Origin of the sequence: Eubacterium sp. BL-380-WT-2B, assembly GCF_009696115.1 — a bacterium.
GTDB classification, from domain to species: Bacteria; Bacillota; Clostridia; order Eubacteriales; family Eubacteriaceae; genus Eubacterium; species Eubacterium callanderi.
In genome coordinates this window covers 127,529-143,495 of record NZ_VUMP01000010.1, presented here as the reverse complement: position 1 = coordinate 143,495, position 15,967 = coordinate 127,529, and the positions used below count along the sequence as shown (strand labels likewise).

At 38.5% G+C, this 15,967-nt stretch carries 13 protein-coding genes; 5 read left to right on the top strand and 8 right to left on the bottom strand.

The window, feature by feature from the left end:
• The first annotated feature begins 387 nt into the window (after nt 1-387).
• A complete protein-coding gene (locus tag FYJ53_RS19235) occupies nt 388-570 on the top strand; it encodes a hypothetical protein (RefSeq protein WP_013380141.1) in 183 nt (60 codons plus the stop codon).
• Between the two features lie 95 nt (nt 571-665).
• Here FYJ53_RS19235 and FYJ53_RS19230 read toward each other — a convergent pair whose 3' ends face one another.
• Genes FYJ53_RS19230 through FYJ53_RS19215 form a run of 4 tightly spaced genes read right to left on the bottom strand, consistent with a single transcriptional unit; the run spans nt 666 to nt 5,096 of the window.
• Nucleotides 666-2,189, bottom strand: coding sequence for an FGGY-family carbohydrate kinase (locus tag FYJ53_RS19230; RefSeq protein ID WP_154557678.1), 1,524 nt, complete (start codon nt 2,187-2,189; stop codon nt 666-668).
• Between the two features lie 9 nt (nt 2,190-2,198).
• Nucleotides 2,199-3,221 carry a DUF5050 domain-containing protein gene (locus tag FYJ53_RS19225; protein WP_013380143.1) on the bottom strand — a complete coding sequence of 341 codons (1,023 nt, stop codon included), beginning with the start codon at nt 3,219-3,221 and terminating at the stop codon, nt 2,199-2,201.
• A gap of 37 nt (nt 3,222-3,258) precedes the next feature.
• On the bottom strand, nt 3,259-4,365 hold the full coding sequence (locus FYJ53_RS19220; protein ID WP_154557677.1) for an ethanolamine utilization protein EutH: 1,107 nt from the start codon (nt 4,363-4,365) through the stop codon (nt 3,259-3,261).
• Between the two features lie 53 nt (nt 4,366-4,418).
• Nucleotides 4,419-5,096, bottom strand: a complete 678-nt coding sequence (locus FYJ53_RS19215) for a hypothetical protein (protein ID WP_154557676.1) — start codon at nt 5,094-5,096, stop codon at nt 4,419-4,421.
• A 515-nt stretch (nt 5,097-5,611) separates the two neighbouring features.
• Here FYJ53_RS19215 and FYJ53_RS19210 point away from each other — a divergent pair.
• The 4 genes from FYJ53_RS19210 to FYJ53_RS19195 are packed head-to-tail and all read left to right on the top strand — an operon-like array spanning nt 5,612 to nt 9,595.
• The gene (locus FYJ53_RS19210; RefSeq protein ID WP_154557675.1) at nt 5,612-7,099 is read left to right on the top strand and encodes an NAD(P)/FAD-dependent oxidoreductase; all 1,488 of its coding nucleotides are present in this window, start codon (nt 5,612-5,614) and stop codon (nt 7,097-7,099) included.
• 2 nt (nt 7,100-7,101) lie between these two features.
• Complete coding sequence (locus tag FYJ53_RS19205; protein WP_154557674.1) at nt 7,102-8,346, top strand: NAD(P)/FAD-dependent oxidoreductase; 1,245 nt, start codon at nt 7,102-7,104, stop codon at nt 8,344-8,346.
• A 2-nt stretch (nt 8,347-8,348) separates the two neighbouring features.
• A complete protein-coding gene (locus tag FYJ53_RS19200) occupies nt 8,349-8,720 on the top strand; it encodes a DUF1667 domain-containing protein (RefSeq protein ID WP_013380149.1) in 372 nt (123 codons plus the stop codon).
• A 44-nt stretch (nt 8,721-8,764) separates the two neighbouring features.
• Complete coding sequence (locus tag FYJ53_RS19195) at nt 8,765-9,595, top strand: HAD-IIB family hydrolase (RefSeq protein WP_243144011.1); 831 nt, start codon at nt 8,765-8,767, stop codon at nt 9,593-9,595.
• A gap of 92 nt (nt 9,596-9,687) precedes the next feature.
• Here the strand turns inward: FYJ53_RS19195 and FYJ53_RS19190 are convergent, their stop codons facing one another.
• The 4 genes from FYJ53_RS19190 to FYJ53_RS19175 all read right to left on the bottom strand — a co-directional run bounded on the left by FYJ53_RS19190 (nt 9,688) and on the right by FYJ53_RS19175 (nt 14,524).
• Nucleotides 9,688-11,130 (bottom strand): iron-containing alcohol dehydrogenase, encoded by a 1,443-nt coding sequence (locus FYJ53_RS19190; protein WP_195840280.1) that lies wholly within the window; start codon nt 11,128-11,130, stop codon nt 9,688-9,690.
• A gap of 11 nt (nt 11,131-11,141) precedes the next feature.
• On the bottom strand, nt 11,142-12,632 hold the full coding sequence (locus FYJ53_RS19185; RefSeq protein WP_013380152.1) for an FGGY-family carbohydrate kinase: 1,491 nt from the start codon (nt 12,630-12,632) through the stop codon (nt 11,142-11,144).
• A 31-nt stretch (nt 12,633-12,663) separates the two neighbouring features.
• Nucleotides 12,664-13,431, bottom strand: coding sequence for an HAD-IIA family hydrolase (locus tag FYJ53_RS19180; protein ID WP_338070036.1), 768 nt, complete (start codon nt 13,429-13,431; stop codon nt 12,664-12,666).
• A 238-nt stretch (nt 13,432-13,669) separates the two neighbouring features.
• The gene (locus FYJ53_RS19175; protein WP_058694827.1) at nt 13,670-14,524 is read right to left on the bottom strand and encodes a DeoR/GlpR family DNA-binding transcription regulator; all 855 of its coding nucleotides are present in this window, start codon (nt 14,522-14,524) and stop codon (nt 13,670-13,672) included.
• Nucleotides 14,525-15,967 lie beyond the last annotated feature (1,443 nt).

Sequence of the window (15,967 nt, the reverse complement as noted above, 5' to 3'; positions counted from 1 at the left end):
CGCACTAATTCAACCAGCTTCTGCTTTAATTCACCGGTGTATTTCTTGTTTGGTATTCCTTTTGGCATATAAAATCACCCCACTTGTTAGTATTATACCACATGTCTAACAAATGGGGTTCACTTCAGAAGGGCGGCTGCTTTTTTATTTTTTGAAAAATAGATTAAGGTTGGTGAAAAATGAGATTCCAGTAAAAAATGGTCGCGTATTAGCTATAACGATTGAGCTTTGATCGTTTGGTAAATGCAATTGATGGCTTTTATGTGGATGTTTTAATATGTGCGAGAACAAGAGTAAATCTTTCAAAGTTCTTATTAAAAGGAATATGTGAAATACTAATCAATAATAGGAAGTATGATAAATCGAAATTTAGAGAGGAGATTAGCCATGAATTTAATTTTAAACGACGGTCCGCATCCTTTTCTTGTGGACGGTCATTTTGTGAAATTTATCGATTTATCAAGTCTAAAGATTTCAAATCTAAATATGGGGAGAATTGTGTGTATTGAAGGTAAAAACCCAAGAAATCTGCTTAAAACTAAATCTATATTCTATTATTATAATAAATAAAAAAATATAAGGACATTCTTTAATTTTTCAATATTTTAAAGAATGTCCTTGACCATAAAGCGGTCCATAGGGGATATAATTATATTTTCTAAAATTTATTCTTGTACGATCGCTTCAAAAAGATCTACGCAGTCATTTTGCATTTCTTTGTAAATGGCGTAACCTTTATCATAAATCGATTGATTATTTGGGTTTGGTTCATACCGTTCAACTACTTCTACCATATTATCAGCAGCTTCTTCTACGCTTTGAAATAATCCAATAGCTTTACCGGCTAAAATTGCAGCACCTAAACAAGCCGCTTCTTTGCTGTTCGTGATGCAAATAGGTTTCTGAAGAATATCAGCTTTAATTTGGTTCCATACAGAACTCTTGGATCCGCCGCCAAAGGCACGAATTTCTTCCACTTCGATTCCCATTGCAGAGAGCGCCTCGATATTTCTACGGACAAGATAACCCAAGGATTCCATAATCGCGCGGATAAAGTGTCCTTTTTTATGTATCATTGTAAGTCCAAGGAAAATTCCCGTTGCGTGGGGATTCACATCGGGCGCAAGAGAGCCACTTAAATGCGGCAGAAAGCTTAACCCTTCTGCTCCTGGGGGTGTTTGCGCCGCCTGTTTTGTCATCAGATCGTAACTGTCTTCTTTGAGCATTTTTGCACAGGCCATTTCAAGCTGACAAAAATTATCACGATACCAACGCAGGCATATTCCTCCTGAAGTAAAAGTATGCATCATATATGTATCTTTGACTGGATAATAATGGATTGGCATCTGGCGGTTATCGTCATAAATGATTTTATTGGTTGGCACACATACTGCCAGAGTAGATCCGATACTTTCCGAAAACATACCAGGACGAACTGCACCAACGCCTACAGCACCAATGGCGTTGTCCATAGCACCAGTACAAACTTTTACGTTGGAATTCAAACCTAGCCTTTCGGCCATTTCTGGTAAGATAGTACCTGCTACTTCACCTGGTTCTAAGATTTCAGGAAAGTTTTCTTCTGTCATGCCCAACTCATCCAACATTGGCTGCCAATATTTTTTTGTAGTGATGTCCCAGTATAATGTAGAGCTGAGCATTGAACAATCTGATACATAGCGGCCTGTTAGATGATGGATTATGAAATCCTCGATCAGAAGAATTTTCTTTGTTTTAGCAAAGACGTCCGGTTCATTTTCTTTTACCCACAGTGCTTTCGTGATTGGCCAATTTGCTCCCCAACTTACTTGCCCGGTATGTTTATAGCAAAGTTCATTACCATATTTTTGTGTTAAATATTCGGATTGTTTAACTGCACGGTTATCCATCCAACTAATAGAGTTGCGCAACGGATTACAGTTTCCATCTACAAAGAACATTGTTTCACTTTGTAAGGAAAAGCCAATTGCGGTCACTTCATTTAAATTCACTCCCTGTTCTTCAAGCTGTTTAAACCCTTTTTCAATGGCAGCCATATAGATGGTTGGGTCTGATTCTACGAAATAACTCTGTGGTGTATAAAGCTGGTACTCTATTGTTGCGTTACCTTGTATTTTACCTTTTGTATCAAAAATGGCAATTTTCATGGCAGTAGTGCCAAGGTCAATGCCTGCAATCAACGGATTCATATATACCTCCTAATTTGAATCTGCATCATCGAATAATTGATACCATTCTTCGTTATCTAACGATGTGGCCCAAGTTGCACCATTTTCTTCTGTTACAAAAAGATGATTTTCTGCTATATCTATAATGCTTTCCTGAGAAAAGAAGCGATCTTCAAAAATATGTGCACTTGAACCATCGCTTTGACACCAAGCGGCCTGTATACGCCTATCTGAATTCGATATAAGCAACCCAACTTTCCCATTGGCAGCGTTATAATTCGTAACAGACGAAAAGGGAAGAGCGGTATCTTCGGTTGAATTACAGAACCGTCGATATACAACACCATCTGCTTTTGATAAATAAAACATATAATCGCCATTCAGACTAATATTTTGTGCGGATTCTGGCAAGGTATGCTCTAAATTGTTTTGTGATATGAGATTATACCAGCGGTAGTGCCCGTTGGAAAGCTGCATGAGTAGATTGCCGTCACTGGCCCAAAAATTCTCTATTGTATCTTGGAAGAGCATTTCTTCGTAGGCTCCTGTGATACTGCAACGAAAGAGACGACGCTCTCCGTGATGTTCTTTTAGTGAATAAAGATAATTTCCCATTGGTTCAAACTTTATACAATTTTCTACCGTTGTTCTAAGTTGCTGTGGCGTGTTGACCACGGCACGATACACATTTTTTCCGTCAAACATATAAAAATATCCTGAGTATTCTGAAAAATAACAAATAGTTTCATTACTCTTTTCAGCAATACTGCATGCCTCCACACAGGTGCCCGTCGCCAGATCCTGTGCTTTCAGTTCGGAACCAAAATTTTTGATGACAATTTTATCCCTTTCAAGTATATGATTGGAGGATGGGTGGTATTTTTTTCCATAAGAGAGATTATCTTCCGTGTCGGTTGGACTTTTTACTGTTTTACCAAGCTCTGTCAGATCAATTGTTCCCTTAAGGAGAAAGAACAGGACAATGGCAGCAATAAAAACTCCCAATAAAAGCAGAATATATTTTTTATTCGATAATGTAGAATTCCTTTTCATTTAATATCGTTTACCTTTTATAATAATAAATTATTTTTCAAACGGTTGCTTCGGGAATATCCTCCAACTGTTTTTTATCTAAATTCATAAAGAAAATCGCTGAAAGTACACAAAGAACACCACCAAAAAGTTTTGCGGCCACCATCGCTGCAATTAAATCGGGTTCTACACCTGCGCAAAAGCCTAGATGATCGCCGAGTGCAAAGGCTGCACAACAAGCAAAAGCAATATTAATGACCTTACCTTTATTATCCATATCTTTTAGCATACTATATGCAGGAATTGAGTTGGCACAGCAGGCAATCAGTCCTGCTACGGCAACATCGTTAATACCGATCATCGCACCGAGTTTACCGAGCGGTTTGCCTAAGACTTTTGTTAAGACTTTAACCAGTGGATAAGCACCGGCCAGCATCATGGCAATTGATCCGATAACGCCCCATACTTCAGATAATGGACGTAATTCAATCAGGTGAATTGGAGTCAGTTCTTGTACAATTGCTACACCGAGGAAAAAGCTTAGGTATGCAATCATAAATTTTGCGAAAATATTAAAACCTTTGATCATGCCTGTCGGAATAAATTTTAGTCCTAACGCAATCAAAACTGCAAAGATCAGCACAGGTACCATGTTGATCAATACCATCCCTATATCAAAGCCAGCAACTAAGCCACCGACTATACATGCGAAAGGAATACAGACAATTCCAGACATAGTTCCAATAGCTAGAAAACGTTTATCACTTGGTTGCATAATTCCAAGACAAACGGGAATTCCAAAAGCGATCGTTGGTCCCATCATTGATGCCAAAATGATGGCTGAAAAGTTCGCAATGTCAGCGTTGTTTGGTTGAATGGCATGAGCTAATGCATATCCTCCGGTATCAATAGAGAGAATTAGTGATCCCGCCATGCTTGGGTCAGCTCCGATCGCTGAAAACAGAGCCCCAACAGTTGGTGTGAGCACAGCGCCAATTAAGTCTACTGTAACCATGATCCCAGCCATTCCAAGAGTCAGAGCACCCATGGCGTTGAAGCCTTCTTCGAATTCCTGGCCAAGACCGAGTCTGTTCCCAAACATCCGATCAATGGCAGCAACCGCCATGAAGATGACCATAATATAAACAATTATTTGACTAATCATATTACCCTCCTATTTTAAGGGCTGCCGCTTGACGCGGCAGCCTGTATCCTTATTTATTTTTTATCCATATAATCGGCAACTGCCTGTAAGTTTTCTTTAAAACTCCCATCTGGCACAAAGTTCTTTGTAAACAAAGCGCTACCCATTGTAAAGCCCCAAGGGCCAATATCAAACATGGTATCAATACGTTCGTAATCGGAAATACTTCCTGCAACAGCAACCTGTGCGTCAATCGCTGCACAGAAATCCCTGGCAAGTTTTTCGCCATCGATAACATGACGATAAGCTAAAATATCAAAAGCGGTGATACCTTTTGCCATCAAATCCTTGGCATTTTGGATGATTTCCTCGTTAGTTCCTTCTAGGATGCTAGGAGAACCAGAAACTTTTCCAACAAATGGACTATATGTCATATTATGTTCATTCAGGTATTTGTGCACGGATTCATAGTAAACAGTTCCCATTAGGGTATCAAATCCGCAGTCAATACAAGTTTTTGCAGCTTCCAAGCATGAAGCTTCGTCATAGGTAACAACTTCAAGATATGTTGTTTTTCCAGCTTTCTTCATTGCTTGTACGATTCGTTTCATTTCATCTTTAGGGAGTCCGACATTTTTAAAACCCCAGTGCTGTACGCTATCAATGTCCTTACATGATTCGAAGATATCGTAAGCGTCCTTTACGGTTACATCATTATGTGTCAACATTACAATTAAATTTGGTTTTGCCATTTTAGTATCTCTCTTTCTGCGGGCTAAGCCGCGGTGCGTTTTTATTAAAATCTCAAAACCCAAACAGACATCAGCAGACGATTTCTTCTGAGCAAATAGGAAGCTCGCCCGCTACAAAAAATATACATAAATTTTTCACACCCGTCAAACAGCCAAATTGTCCTGAATCGGTCGTGCTGGAAAAAAATTTGTATGAATCGCTCACACTAATAGGATAATTTCTCGTTTTGATTAAAAAATGAAAAAATATCCGGTTGAAATTAAAAAAATCCTTTGGTTTTAACATCATGATTTTTTAAGATTTCTTCAATTTTCTTTTATGCAATAATGGTTGCCTAAAGTGATTTATATTTTTCCATTTTTACCAAAACGATTAGAATAAGCTCTTTATGAGCGTTTCCATCTGAATCGTGACGTATTTGGATGGGGATCTTTCTTGACGCTTTAAGGGGACTCCGATATGATGAAATCAACCAAACAGACAAATCTCAAGATTAAGAAGGAGGCACATATTCATGTGGGATGCAGTTATAATCGGAGCGGGAATTAGTGGATGCTCTGTTGCAAGAGAACTTGCCAGATATGATCTGAAAGTTCTGGTTTTGGAGAAAGGGCATGATCTATGCGCTGGCACAACCCGTGGAAATTCTGCGACTGTTCATGCTGGATATGATCCTGATCCTGGATCCAATAAAGCGATTTATAATGTACAAGGCAGTCGTATGTATCAAAAACTTTGTGAAGAACTCGATGTTCCTTATGTTCAAAATGGTATGATCGTTTTTGCAACTAACGATGAGCAAATGGAGGAAGTAAGGCGGCTTTACAAAGTGGGATGCCAAAATGGCGTAAAAACAGAAATATGCGATAGAAAGCGCGTTTTGGAAATTGAACCGGATATGGGGGAAGGCGTTATTGGAGGTCTTTGGGTTCCAGAAAGTGCGATGGTTTGTCCCTACAATCTGGTATTCGCGATGGCTGAAAATGCCGCTAGAAATGGTGTGGTTTTTAAAACAGGTTGTGCAGCTCTGAAAGTAAAAATGAGTGATGACGTCTGGGTTGTTATGACTTCTGAGGGTGAAGAACGAACGCGCTACATTTTTAATTGTGCAGGTACACATGCAGATAAATTTAATAATATGGTATCAAGAGATACGTTCAAAATTATTCCACGTGAGGGACAACATCTAATCTTAGATCGCGATCTTTCGCAATACACTAAAACAACCATTTGTCAGACTCCGGAAAAACTTACAACTGGTGGGCATACCAAAGGCATGGGATTGATGCCTTCCGTGGATGGCACAATTATCCTTGGCTGTAATGCTGATGATGTGGAGGATCCTGATTTTTCTGATAATACTAAAGAAGGGATGGACAAAATTCTCAATTATTTTGAAAAAAAATGGCAATATCTTCCAATTAGCAAGCATGTTTCAAAATTTCCTCGAGATGCTGTGATCACAGCTTACGGCGGGAGTCGTGCACACCCTGACCGTGATGACTTTATTTTGGGCGAACCGGAGGATGCGTTGAACTTTATCAATTTGGCTGGAATTGAATCACCCGGTGTAACGGCGGCTCCTGCGATAGCGATTGATATGGTTAAAATACTGGTTGAACGTGAACAGCCTCCTGTAAATCCAAATTATAAAATCGGCCGTGAGGTCAAAAAAACTTTTCGTACCATGAACGTAGAAGAGCGGAAAAAAGCCATAGCTAAAGATCCTGATTACGCGCGTATCGTCTGTCGGTGTGAACAGATCACCGAAGCGGAAATTCGTGATGCAATCCGACGTCCGGTAGGGGCACGTAGTATTGGAGCTGTAAAAATGCGGGTACGCTCCGGAATGGGACGATGTCAAGGTGGATTTTGTAGCCCCCGGGTTATGGAGATCCTTTGTGAGGAATTGGGAAAAACACCTTTGGAAATCACCCAGTCAGGTGGCAATTCTTATATTTTAATGGAAAAAGCATGTATGAAAAACGGAGGAAATGTCTGATCATGAAAAAAGATCTAGTAATTATTGGTGGAGGTGCCGCAGGCCTTTCAGCAGCCGTGGAAGCTAAAAAGCAGGGGATTCGAGATATCCTTGTTCTTGAACGTAGTCCCTATCTCGGAGGGATTTTGAGACAGTGTATCCATAATGGATTTGGCGTTCATAAGTATAAAGAGGATTTGACGGGTGTTGAGTTTGCCTATAGAATTTCGTCGGAGGCACTTAATGCCGACATTGAGTGTCTTACAAACACTTTTGCTTTAAATATTTCTCCTCAAAAAGTTATCAGTGCCCTTCATCCAGAAAAAGGACTTTTCGAGATTCAGGCCAAAGCGATTATTCTTGCCATGGGATGTAGGGAACGTTCCCGAGGCGCCCTAATGATCCCAGGAAAACGTATTGCCGGTATTATCACGGCGGGGACGGCCCAACATTATTTAAATATAGATGGTTATCTTCCAGGGAAAAATATTGTTATTCTAGGATCTGGTGATATTGGGCTTATCATGGCGAGACAGTTTGTTATGGAAGGAGCCCGTGTAGAACATGTTGTAGAAATTATGCCTTATTCTGGAGGTTTAGCAAGAAATATTTCCCAATGTCTGGAAGATTTTGACATTCCGATTAGTTATAATAGTACCATTGTTGACATTCAAGGAAAAGGGCGTGTGGAACAGGTGACTATCGCTAAAGTGGATGAAAATCGCTGTCCAATCCCAGGTACAGAGTTTGAACTCCCCTGTGATACACTTTTGATTTCAGCTGGCTTGATTCCAGAAAATGAGTTAACTAGAGCTGCCGGTATTGAATTATCCGAAACGACTAAAGGTGCAGTTGTTGATGATAATCTGATGAGCTCTCTTGAGGGAGTCTTTTCATGTGGAAATGTTCTCCATGTACATGATTTAGTAGATTTTGTGAGCATGGAAGGGACAAAAGCAGGCAGAAATGCTGCGCGTTATCTGAAAATGGGGGCGGTTGAAAACAAAGCTGTTTCTGTAAAGGATGGATTTGGTGTCAATGGTGTCGTTCCACAAAAGATTCTTTTTGATGGCGATGATGAGGTAGAGTTTATGTTTCGACCAAAGAATAAGTATAAAAACTGCAAAATATGTATTGATGTAGATGGGAACTGTATTAAGGAGATGAAAAAAATGGTGGTGACGCCTGGAGAAATGTGCTCATTTAGGGTTGAACGCACTTTGCTTAATCAGGCAGAACAAGATATTACGGTTCGGTTGGAGGTATGAAAATGGTGAAAACAAAGCAGTTAATTTGTATCAACTGTCCTATGGGATGTCGCTTAAATGTTGAGATAGATAAAAGCCGCGTTCTCTCTGTTAATGGTAATATCTGTAAGCGCGGTGAAAAGTTTGCGTTTCAGGAGGCGTTGGAACCGCTTAGAATTTTGACTTCTTTGATGCGAATTGAAGGGTATGAAAAGCCATTCAGTGTCAAAACATCTTCACCGATTCCTAAACGTATGCTTTTTGATTGCATTGAGCAAATTTTTTCAAATCCGGTTGAGCGTTCAAAACTTCCCATTCATGTGGGTGATGTAATTATTTCGGATGTCTGTGGCAGTGGAACAGATATTATTGCTACTCAAGAAGTTATTCTTTGATGCTTATTTTAGGAAATAAGCATTCAAAGAAAAAGGAGATATTTATGAACACACTTTATTTATCTGATTTGGATGGAACTCTGTTTACGACAAAAAAAAGTTTGTCCGAAAAAACAATCATGCTTTTGAACGATTGTTTGGCTAAGAATGTGAACTTTGCAGTTGCGACAGCACGTATGCCATATGGTTGTGATTATCGGTTGGAGCCTCTTAATTTAACTACGCCGTCCATTTTAACGAATGGTGTCTTTCTTTACGATTTTAGTACGCATTCTTATCTTGGAGCAAAAAAAATGTACCCTGAGGCAGTTTTTGCTGTTTTGGAGGTATTTAATGAAATGGACACAGGCGTTTTTCTTTACAGCTTCTCACAGAACCAGATTCAGATTTATTATAATCGGAAGGCAATGATAAAGCAGAGGCAATATTACAGCGATAGAGCCTTGAAATGCTGTGCAAAAGTGGACTGTCAACCAGACCTTAAATCATTTGTTTCCGTGTCAGATATTGTGTATCTTGCATGCACTGATACTGAAGAAAAGCTCAAGCCAATTTATACAGCTATACAAAAAATAAAAGGCGTATCCTGTGCTTTTTATTTAAATATTTATAATGGGCTTTACTGTATTGAAATTTTTTCAGATCAGGCAACTAAAAAGAATGCACTACTCGAACTGAAAAGCATGTTACATTGTGATGAAGTCGTCGTTTTCGGAGATAATTTGAATGATCTATCAATGTTTGAAGTGGCTGATCGGAGATATGCTGTGAGCAACGCTCTGGACTCTGTGAAAGAACTAGCTGATGAAATCATTCCTAGCTGTGACGAAGATGGAGTAGCTGCTTTTATTCACAAAGAAATTTTTGGAGATTAAATATAATATATCAAAACACCCCTGTGGAATTTTTATTCCACAGGGGTGTTTTTTAAATAAAAGGGGGTCAATAAAAAGAATTTTCTCGCGCTTTACAAACCTGCATCTAGTTCCGATGCACGCTGAATCAAGCGTTCAATAAAATCATCGTTCCACCATCCTAGATAGAAAAGCAAGTCGGACAGGGTAAAACGATTCCGGTATAAGTGGCAATTGCGAAGCGCCCAGCGAGCTGTTTTTTCATCAATAGACGGTGTCATTTGAGAATAATGGGTGGGGGCTCCGGCGGCACGCATCTGTTCACATAAATGTTGCGGTGACACGACAACATTTTGAATTTCTGTTTTAATAATATCCCAGTTGCGTAAAAATTTTTTGAAATTTTCTTTGTTTGATTTCCAGTTTTCCAGCTTTTTTTGATAGCCTTTCCAGCATTCATCGGCAGTTTCTTTCTTAATCCATTCAAAGGACTCATAGACCATGGATTTCATTTTTTCCTCTGTAGGAAAGCATTTTTCAAGATCTACGGATGTGGGATCAAATTCATTTAACAAAATATCCCAAGCGATTGCAGTAAAGATTGTGCCAATGGACACCTGGGCACCGTGGAATGCGACATCACGATGCTGCTTATCTGCGGCCATATCCAGTAAATGCGTGATGATATGCTCTGTTCCTGAGGAAGGGCTGGATTCCCCTGCAATTCCCATGGCCAAACCACTTAATGTAAGCACTTTGGCCAACAGTTCAAATGTTTCCTGGTCTTTTGCTGCCAACCGTGCAGATTGTTCTAACAACTCTGAATTTTGCGTGCGTAAAATGTCGCAAGATGGATCATTGTAGGTGTTGTTCATTCCTAATTTATAAGATAAATACCAATCCACCGGTGCAGTCCAAGTTGCCAGTACATCACCGTATCCTGCAAGGTTTCTTTCCATAGGTGCTTGTTCGATTACGTCTAAGTCAATCACCAGAACAGAAGGATAACGAGTTGGGAGTGAACATTTTACACCGTTTTTCAGCATAATTGAAATTCCGTCCGAAAAAGCATTTACGGATAATGCCGTTTGTACAATGATTAGCGGAATAGAATCGTCGACTGCGTGCGATGCATCTTTACAAAGATCTGTTATAGTGCCTCCACCAATTCCTAGTACACAGTCTGCTTGATGTGTGCGGATTACTTCCTGGATTCGAGTACTCTCTTCATCGACTGCGTGCAGTACATGGTCATGATTATCTAAAGTTAGCCAGAGTACATCGAAATTTTGACTTAACAGATAATAAATTTGCTCCTTTAAACTATCTTTTCCACGGAAGTAGGGTGTCATGTCGGATACCATGAGTATCTTTTTGCCACGTGTATGCTCTGAGATAATCTCAGGCAGTAATTCTATCGCTTTTTTTTGAATATAAATCTGATCCATTAAAATAGGGCAGAGTTTACCCTCAGGATCATTATCTTTTAATGCATTTCTGAGCGTATCTAAATCTCTAGGATCTGCATAAATCAGTCTTGGATCTGCTATGATCATTTTGTTCCTTTCTAGCTGTAACATTTATCAAAAAATAGTTCCATCGCAGCATAACACTCTTTGTAGCGGCCATAAGCTTCATCATAGGATGCCTTTTTTTGTACGTCTGGTTCATAGGTTGCGCCTAGTTCGACCATGGCTTCTGCTGCTTCGTCCAGATCTTTGAAATTACCTTCTGCTACGCTTGCTAACATTGCTGCACCAATCGCCGCACCTTCCGCGCTTTTAGTTGCCGTCATGGGTTTACCCAGTAAGTCTGCTTTCATCTGACACCATAAAGGTGATTTTGTACTGCCACCGACGATACGTACATTTGAACAATCCATACCGATTTCTTCAAAGCGGTCCACATTGTCCCTGAGACCGAATGCAATGCCTTCAAATACAGCTCGTGCTAAATCATCAAAATTATTGTTCAATGTTAATCCGGTAAAGGTTCCTCTTGCGTTTCCATTCCAAGTCGGCGTCATTGCTCCTTGCATGCATGGGAGAAAAATAACGCCATTAGAACCTACTGGAGATGTCGCAGCCATAACATTCATTATGTCGTAATTGTCATATCGCATAATATTGTCGCGGAACCAACGTGTGGAGCCGCCAGATACGAAGCCAGGGTTTTCGATTAGCCACCATCTTGCATCCGCATGATGATGAGTTTCCACTAAATTTCCAATCTTATCAAATACTGGTTTGTCCGCCACAGCTGCCACAGGTTCTGCAGTTCCCGTGATATCACACACCATGCCTGGTTTCACGAGTCCAGATCCTACACAGGCAGAATGTTCGTCACCTGTACCGATGATCACTTTCGTCTTTGTGGTCAAACCTAGCTCTTTTGCGGCCTGCTCTGTTAAATGACCGCAAACTTCCTCCGGTTTTCCGATTCTGCCTAATAGCTGTGGATCAATATCAAAGACTTTTGCCATCTCAGCGTCCCAGCATTTATCTGTAACGTTGTATAACATTGATGCTGACGCTTGGGCATAATCCACCACACTTTCTCCGGTCATCCAATGTACCATAAAACTATCCACATTTAGGATGTTTTTGCATTTTTCATATATCTCTGGATGATGTTTTTTAACCCATAGCATCTTTGCAGCAGTATGAGATGAATCCAGGTTTAAACCTGTGATTTCAAATACGCGTTCTGAAGAAATTTTTTTTTCAATTGTTTTAATTTCTGTTTCAGCGCGACGATCTAGCCAGATAATTGAATTCATCATCGGATTTCCCTCGTGATCAATGACAACAATACTGTCATTAATCGCATCCATCCCGATTGTTCCAATTTCCTCTGGCGCGACTCCACTTTTTTGTATTAATTCATGTACCACTTTCTTAAAAGAATGGATCCAGTCTGCTACGACTTGTTCTGCCCATGCTGGGTATGGATATACCGGATCATGTGCGCAATTTGCCTCCATTATGATTTTTCCATTTATATCGACCAAAAGGCCTTTTAAACTTTGTGTTCCCAAATCGATTCCTATTACATACATTTTTTCCCTCCGATCTCGCCTGATGGCCACCTTACAATAATGGTGTGATATTTTTCACGGAATCGAAAACGAGATGTGGTTTTACATCCGATCCCGGAAGATCAGCCAATCGGGCCTCTCCACTAAGTACCAAAATACCAAAAAGGCCGTTGAAAACACCAGATTTTACATCAGTATACAGCCGGTCACCTACAACTGCTGTATTTTCAGGTTTAGCACTCAACACATTTAAGGTATAGTCGATTATTTCTTTGTTTGGCTTTCCGATGATCTTATCCGGCATTCGTCCTGTCGATGCGCTTACATAGGCATGAAAGGCTCCAATATCTGGGACAAATCCATTTTGGGTTGGACAGTTATAATCTGGATGTGTACCAATGTATGGAAGGCCTTCGCGTACTAAATCACAAAATTTACATAGTTTTGTATAGTTGAAAGAAGTATCAAATGCAGAAATCAATACATCAGGATGGTCTTCTTCCAGACAGATGCCATTTTTTTCAAATTCATCCATAAGTGCCTTATTTCCAAAAAGGTATACACTTTTCTCGGGAAAATTTCGTTTTAGGTAGTCAATGGTAGCATGCCCAGAAGTGATCAACTGTTTTTGTGGATCGATGTCGAGACCCATTTTATGTAATTTTTCCACATAAATTTCTGCATTTTTAGATGAGTTGTTTGTCATAAAACAATAATTCCGGCCCGTTTGCTCAATTCGTTCCAGAAAAACCTTGGCACCATCAATCCATGTTTCATCCAGATAAATGGTTCCATCCATGTCTAATGCAAAATTTTGTATTTGAGAAATCAGCGCATTTGCATCCTGATTTACTCGATATTTTTCATGTAAAATTTCGATAATATCACCTCTTTTGGATGTTTGAATTGTCCAAAATGTCTGTTTGGGGTTATCGATTACTTTTATTATGAATGGATTTTTTTAAAATGTCAAGAAAACCAAAAAGCCTGGAAACCCTTTAAAATAAAAGGTTTCCAGGCTTTTGATAATAACTCGTTCAAAAAGGTCATATCGAGATTTATTCCGTTTTTTTGAGCGTTTTGCTCTCTAAAGGGACATCTTTTCCCTTAATGTCCGTTTCTGGCTCTGACAAACGCGGAATTGTGGCAAGAATTACTTTAAGCCCAGCGTCTCTCATCCGTTTGATATATTCTGGGTTTGCGTCATCATCCGTAATCAGCGCTGTGATCTCTGAAATTCTGATAAAAGAACAAAGGGCATTTTGATTGAGTTTTGTGCTGTCACAGAGAATATAGCGCTCTCTTGCACATTTTAGCATCACCTTTTCTACTTTTCCCACAAGAATATTATCGCTTCCTACACCGAATTCAATATCAAAAGCATCACAACCAATAAATGCTTTGTCTGCGCTATACGACTGAAAAAGAATATCCGATGTTGGACCAACGACACAACCAGTACGTCCTCGAACAATCCCACTGTTAATGTGTACCTCCAATTTTTGGTTGGGAATGGTAAGTGTTGACATAACGGTGGAATCTGTTAGAATCACAGCTTCTTTTAGCTTTAAAAGCCAGGGTGCCATCTCTGCTACTGTGGAGCCACCGCCAAGAGCCAAGACATCACCATCATTAATTAATCGACAAGCCTCTGCTGCGATGGCTTTTTTATTTAAAATATTGATTCTGGATTTTCGCTTCATGGTTTCATCGCGGTCGGCATCAATACTAGCAGCACCACCATGAGTTCTTATGAGGAGCCCCTTTTCCTCCATTTTAGCAAGCTTTTTACGAATGGTTGAAGTCGATAAATGTAATGCTTCACAAAGATCGCGATTAGATACACGTTTATGTACCTCCAAATAGTATAAAATATAACTTTCATCATCTCCATTAAATCGATCAATAACCATGCGTCTACCTCCTTTTTTTAATTCTTTTCCTTGAAATATATTTAAAAACAAAATGCTCTGATTTTTGAAAATTTATTATGTTATGACTGAGTACTTAAAGCGGGAATACTTTTTACTATTTACAGGATCATTGTAAATATGGATAAATATCGAAAATCTTTTTTTGCATGGCTAGTATAACATAAGTTATAGGCTACTGTCTATCCCGTGAACCTAGCAGCTCGTAAAATTAAATTTCATATAAAAGATAAGATTATCGTAGATATCAAATGACTATTTATGAGAAATTATTTAAATAAATTATAAAATACTAAAAAATATTATCGTAAAATAAATAATTATTAATTTAAATTAATAAAATCACTACAATTTAACTGTTTAAAAGTATGAATATTGTTATATTTTACTCGCTATACTTCTAGTTGTGTAGCTTTCTAAAAGTACACTATTGTAGAGTTATAGGTGAGTTTTAAATACTTGGTTTGGTAGTACTTGTCTTATAAATCATTAAAAAAGTTTTTTGTCATGTATTTGAATATTTTTTGTGTAAAAAATAATTTTATTTACGTAATTTATTTAATATGTCCATGATATTTGTTGTTGGTGGAGGTACAAAAAAAACAACGTATTTGTTGAATATAGAGATAAAGGTATTTTTGTTACCACATTTCTTATTATTACAAAAGTTTAAGTAAATAAGGGGATGTTTGTGATATTTAATTTTTTAAAAAAGGATGTTAGGGGAAGTTTTGCAAAATAAAAAAGACATAATCCTATACTGTTTGTTAGAGATAGTATAGTATCTAGCCGAATTTTCTATTTACTGGATTGAAGATGTTTTCGAAGATCACTGAGATAGTATGGTATCCTAAAGGATCTGAAGAAAAAAGATTATAAACAAATTGTGACATAGTGGATTTAACCAACTCCCAAAACTTATCATTATGTCTATGTAGATGAAATTTGCTTAAAAAGCAATGGGATGCAAAATTTTGCAACGGCATGGTTTTAAAGGGCACTTATATTAATATTGAGGGATACAAGAAAAGTATCTAGATGGTAAAAGTTATAAGAGTGTGTGCTTTTTGTCTGGTTTAAAACATATTTTACTAAAAGGGCGTTTAATTGTCGGATAAAAAATTTAGTATGTTAAAACTCTTTAGAAAGCTTTTGCAAAAACAAAAGATCGATGATGTACGGTTTTTTAGCAAAATGTTTTTCGTTGTCCCCAGAATACAGTCCAAAGAAGTATATCATACTTGTTAAAAGTATCCAATAACACCTTGTAAGTGCTAGACTACGAGATACGTAGATAAAAGAAAGCCATTGAAGCATTATCAGATGAGGAAAAACGTTTTAATTTTTGGTTTATGTATGAGTGTATAGCTTATCGTATGAATTTAGCACAAAAAGCACACCGGCTTCAATATATTTATTTTTCTT

What these genes read in the sequence shown, in the direction of transcription:
- FYJ53_RS19235 (WP_013380141.1), top strand. Translation starts at nt 388, where the DNA reads ATGAATTTAATTTTAAACGACGGTCCGCATCCTTTTCTTGTGGACGGT.
- FYJ53_RS19230 (WP_154557678.1), bottom strand. Translation starts at nt 2,189, where the DNA reads ATGAATCCGTTGATTGCAGGCATTGACCTTGGCACTACTGCCATGAAA.
- FYJ53_RS19225 (WP_013380143.1), bottom strand. Translation starts at nt 3,221, where the DNA reads ATGAAAAGGAATTCTACATTATCGAATAAAAAATATATTCTGCTTTTA.
- FYJ53_RS19220 (WP_154557677.1), bottom strand. Translation starts at nt 4,365, where the DNA reads ATGATTAGTCAAATAATTGTTTATATTATGGTCATCTTCATGGCGGTT.
- FYJ53_RS19215 (WP_154557676.1), bottom strand. Translation starts at nt 5,096, where the DNA reads ATGGCAAAACCAAATTTAATTGTAATGTTGACACATAATGATGTAACC.
- FYJ53_RS19210 (WP_154557675.1), top strand. Translation starts at nt 5,612, where the DNA reads ATGTGGGATGCAGTTATAATCGGAGCGGGAATTAGTGGATGCTCTGTT.
- FYJ53_RS19205 (WP_154557674.1), top strand. Translation starts at nt 7,102, where the DNA reads ATGAAAAAAGATCTAGTAATTATTGGTGGAGGTGCCGCAGGCCTTTCA.
- FYJ53_RS19200 (WP_013380149.1), top strand. Translation starts at nt 8,349, where the DNA reads ATGGTGAAAACAAAGCAGTTAATTTGTATCAACTGTCCTATGGGATGT.
- FYJ53_RS19195 (WP_243144011.1), top strand. Translation starts at nt 8,765, where the DNA reads ATGAACACACTTTATTTATCTGATTTGGATGGAACTCTGTTTACGACA.
- FYJ53_RS19190 (WP_195840280.1), bottom strand. Translation starts at nt 11,130, where the DNA reads ATGATCATAGCAGATCCAAGACTGATTTATGCAGATCCTAGAGATTTA.
- FYJ53_RS19185 (WP_013380152.1), bottom strand. Translation starts at nt 12,632, where the DNA reads ATGTATGTAATAGGAATCGATTTGGGAACACAAAGTTTAAAAGGCCTT.
- FYJ53_RS19175 (WP_058694827.1), bottom strand. Translation starts at nt 14,524, where the DNA reads ATGGTTATTGATCGATTTAATGGAGATGATGAAAGTTATATTTTATAC.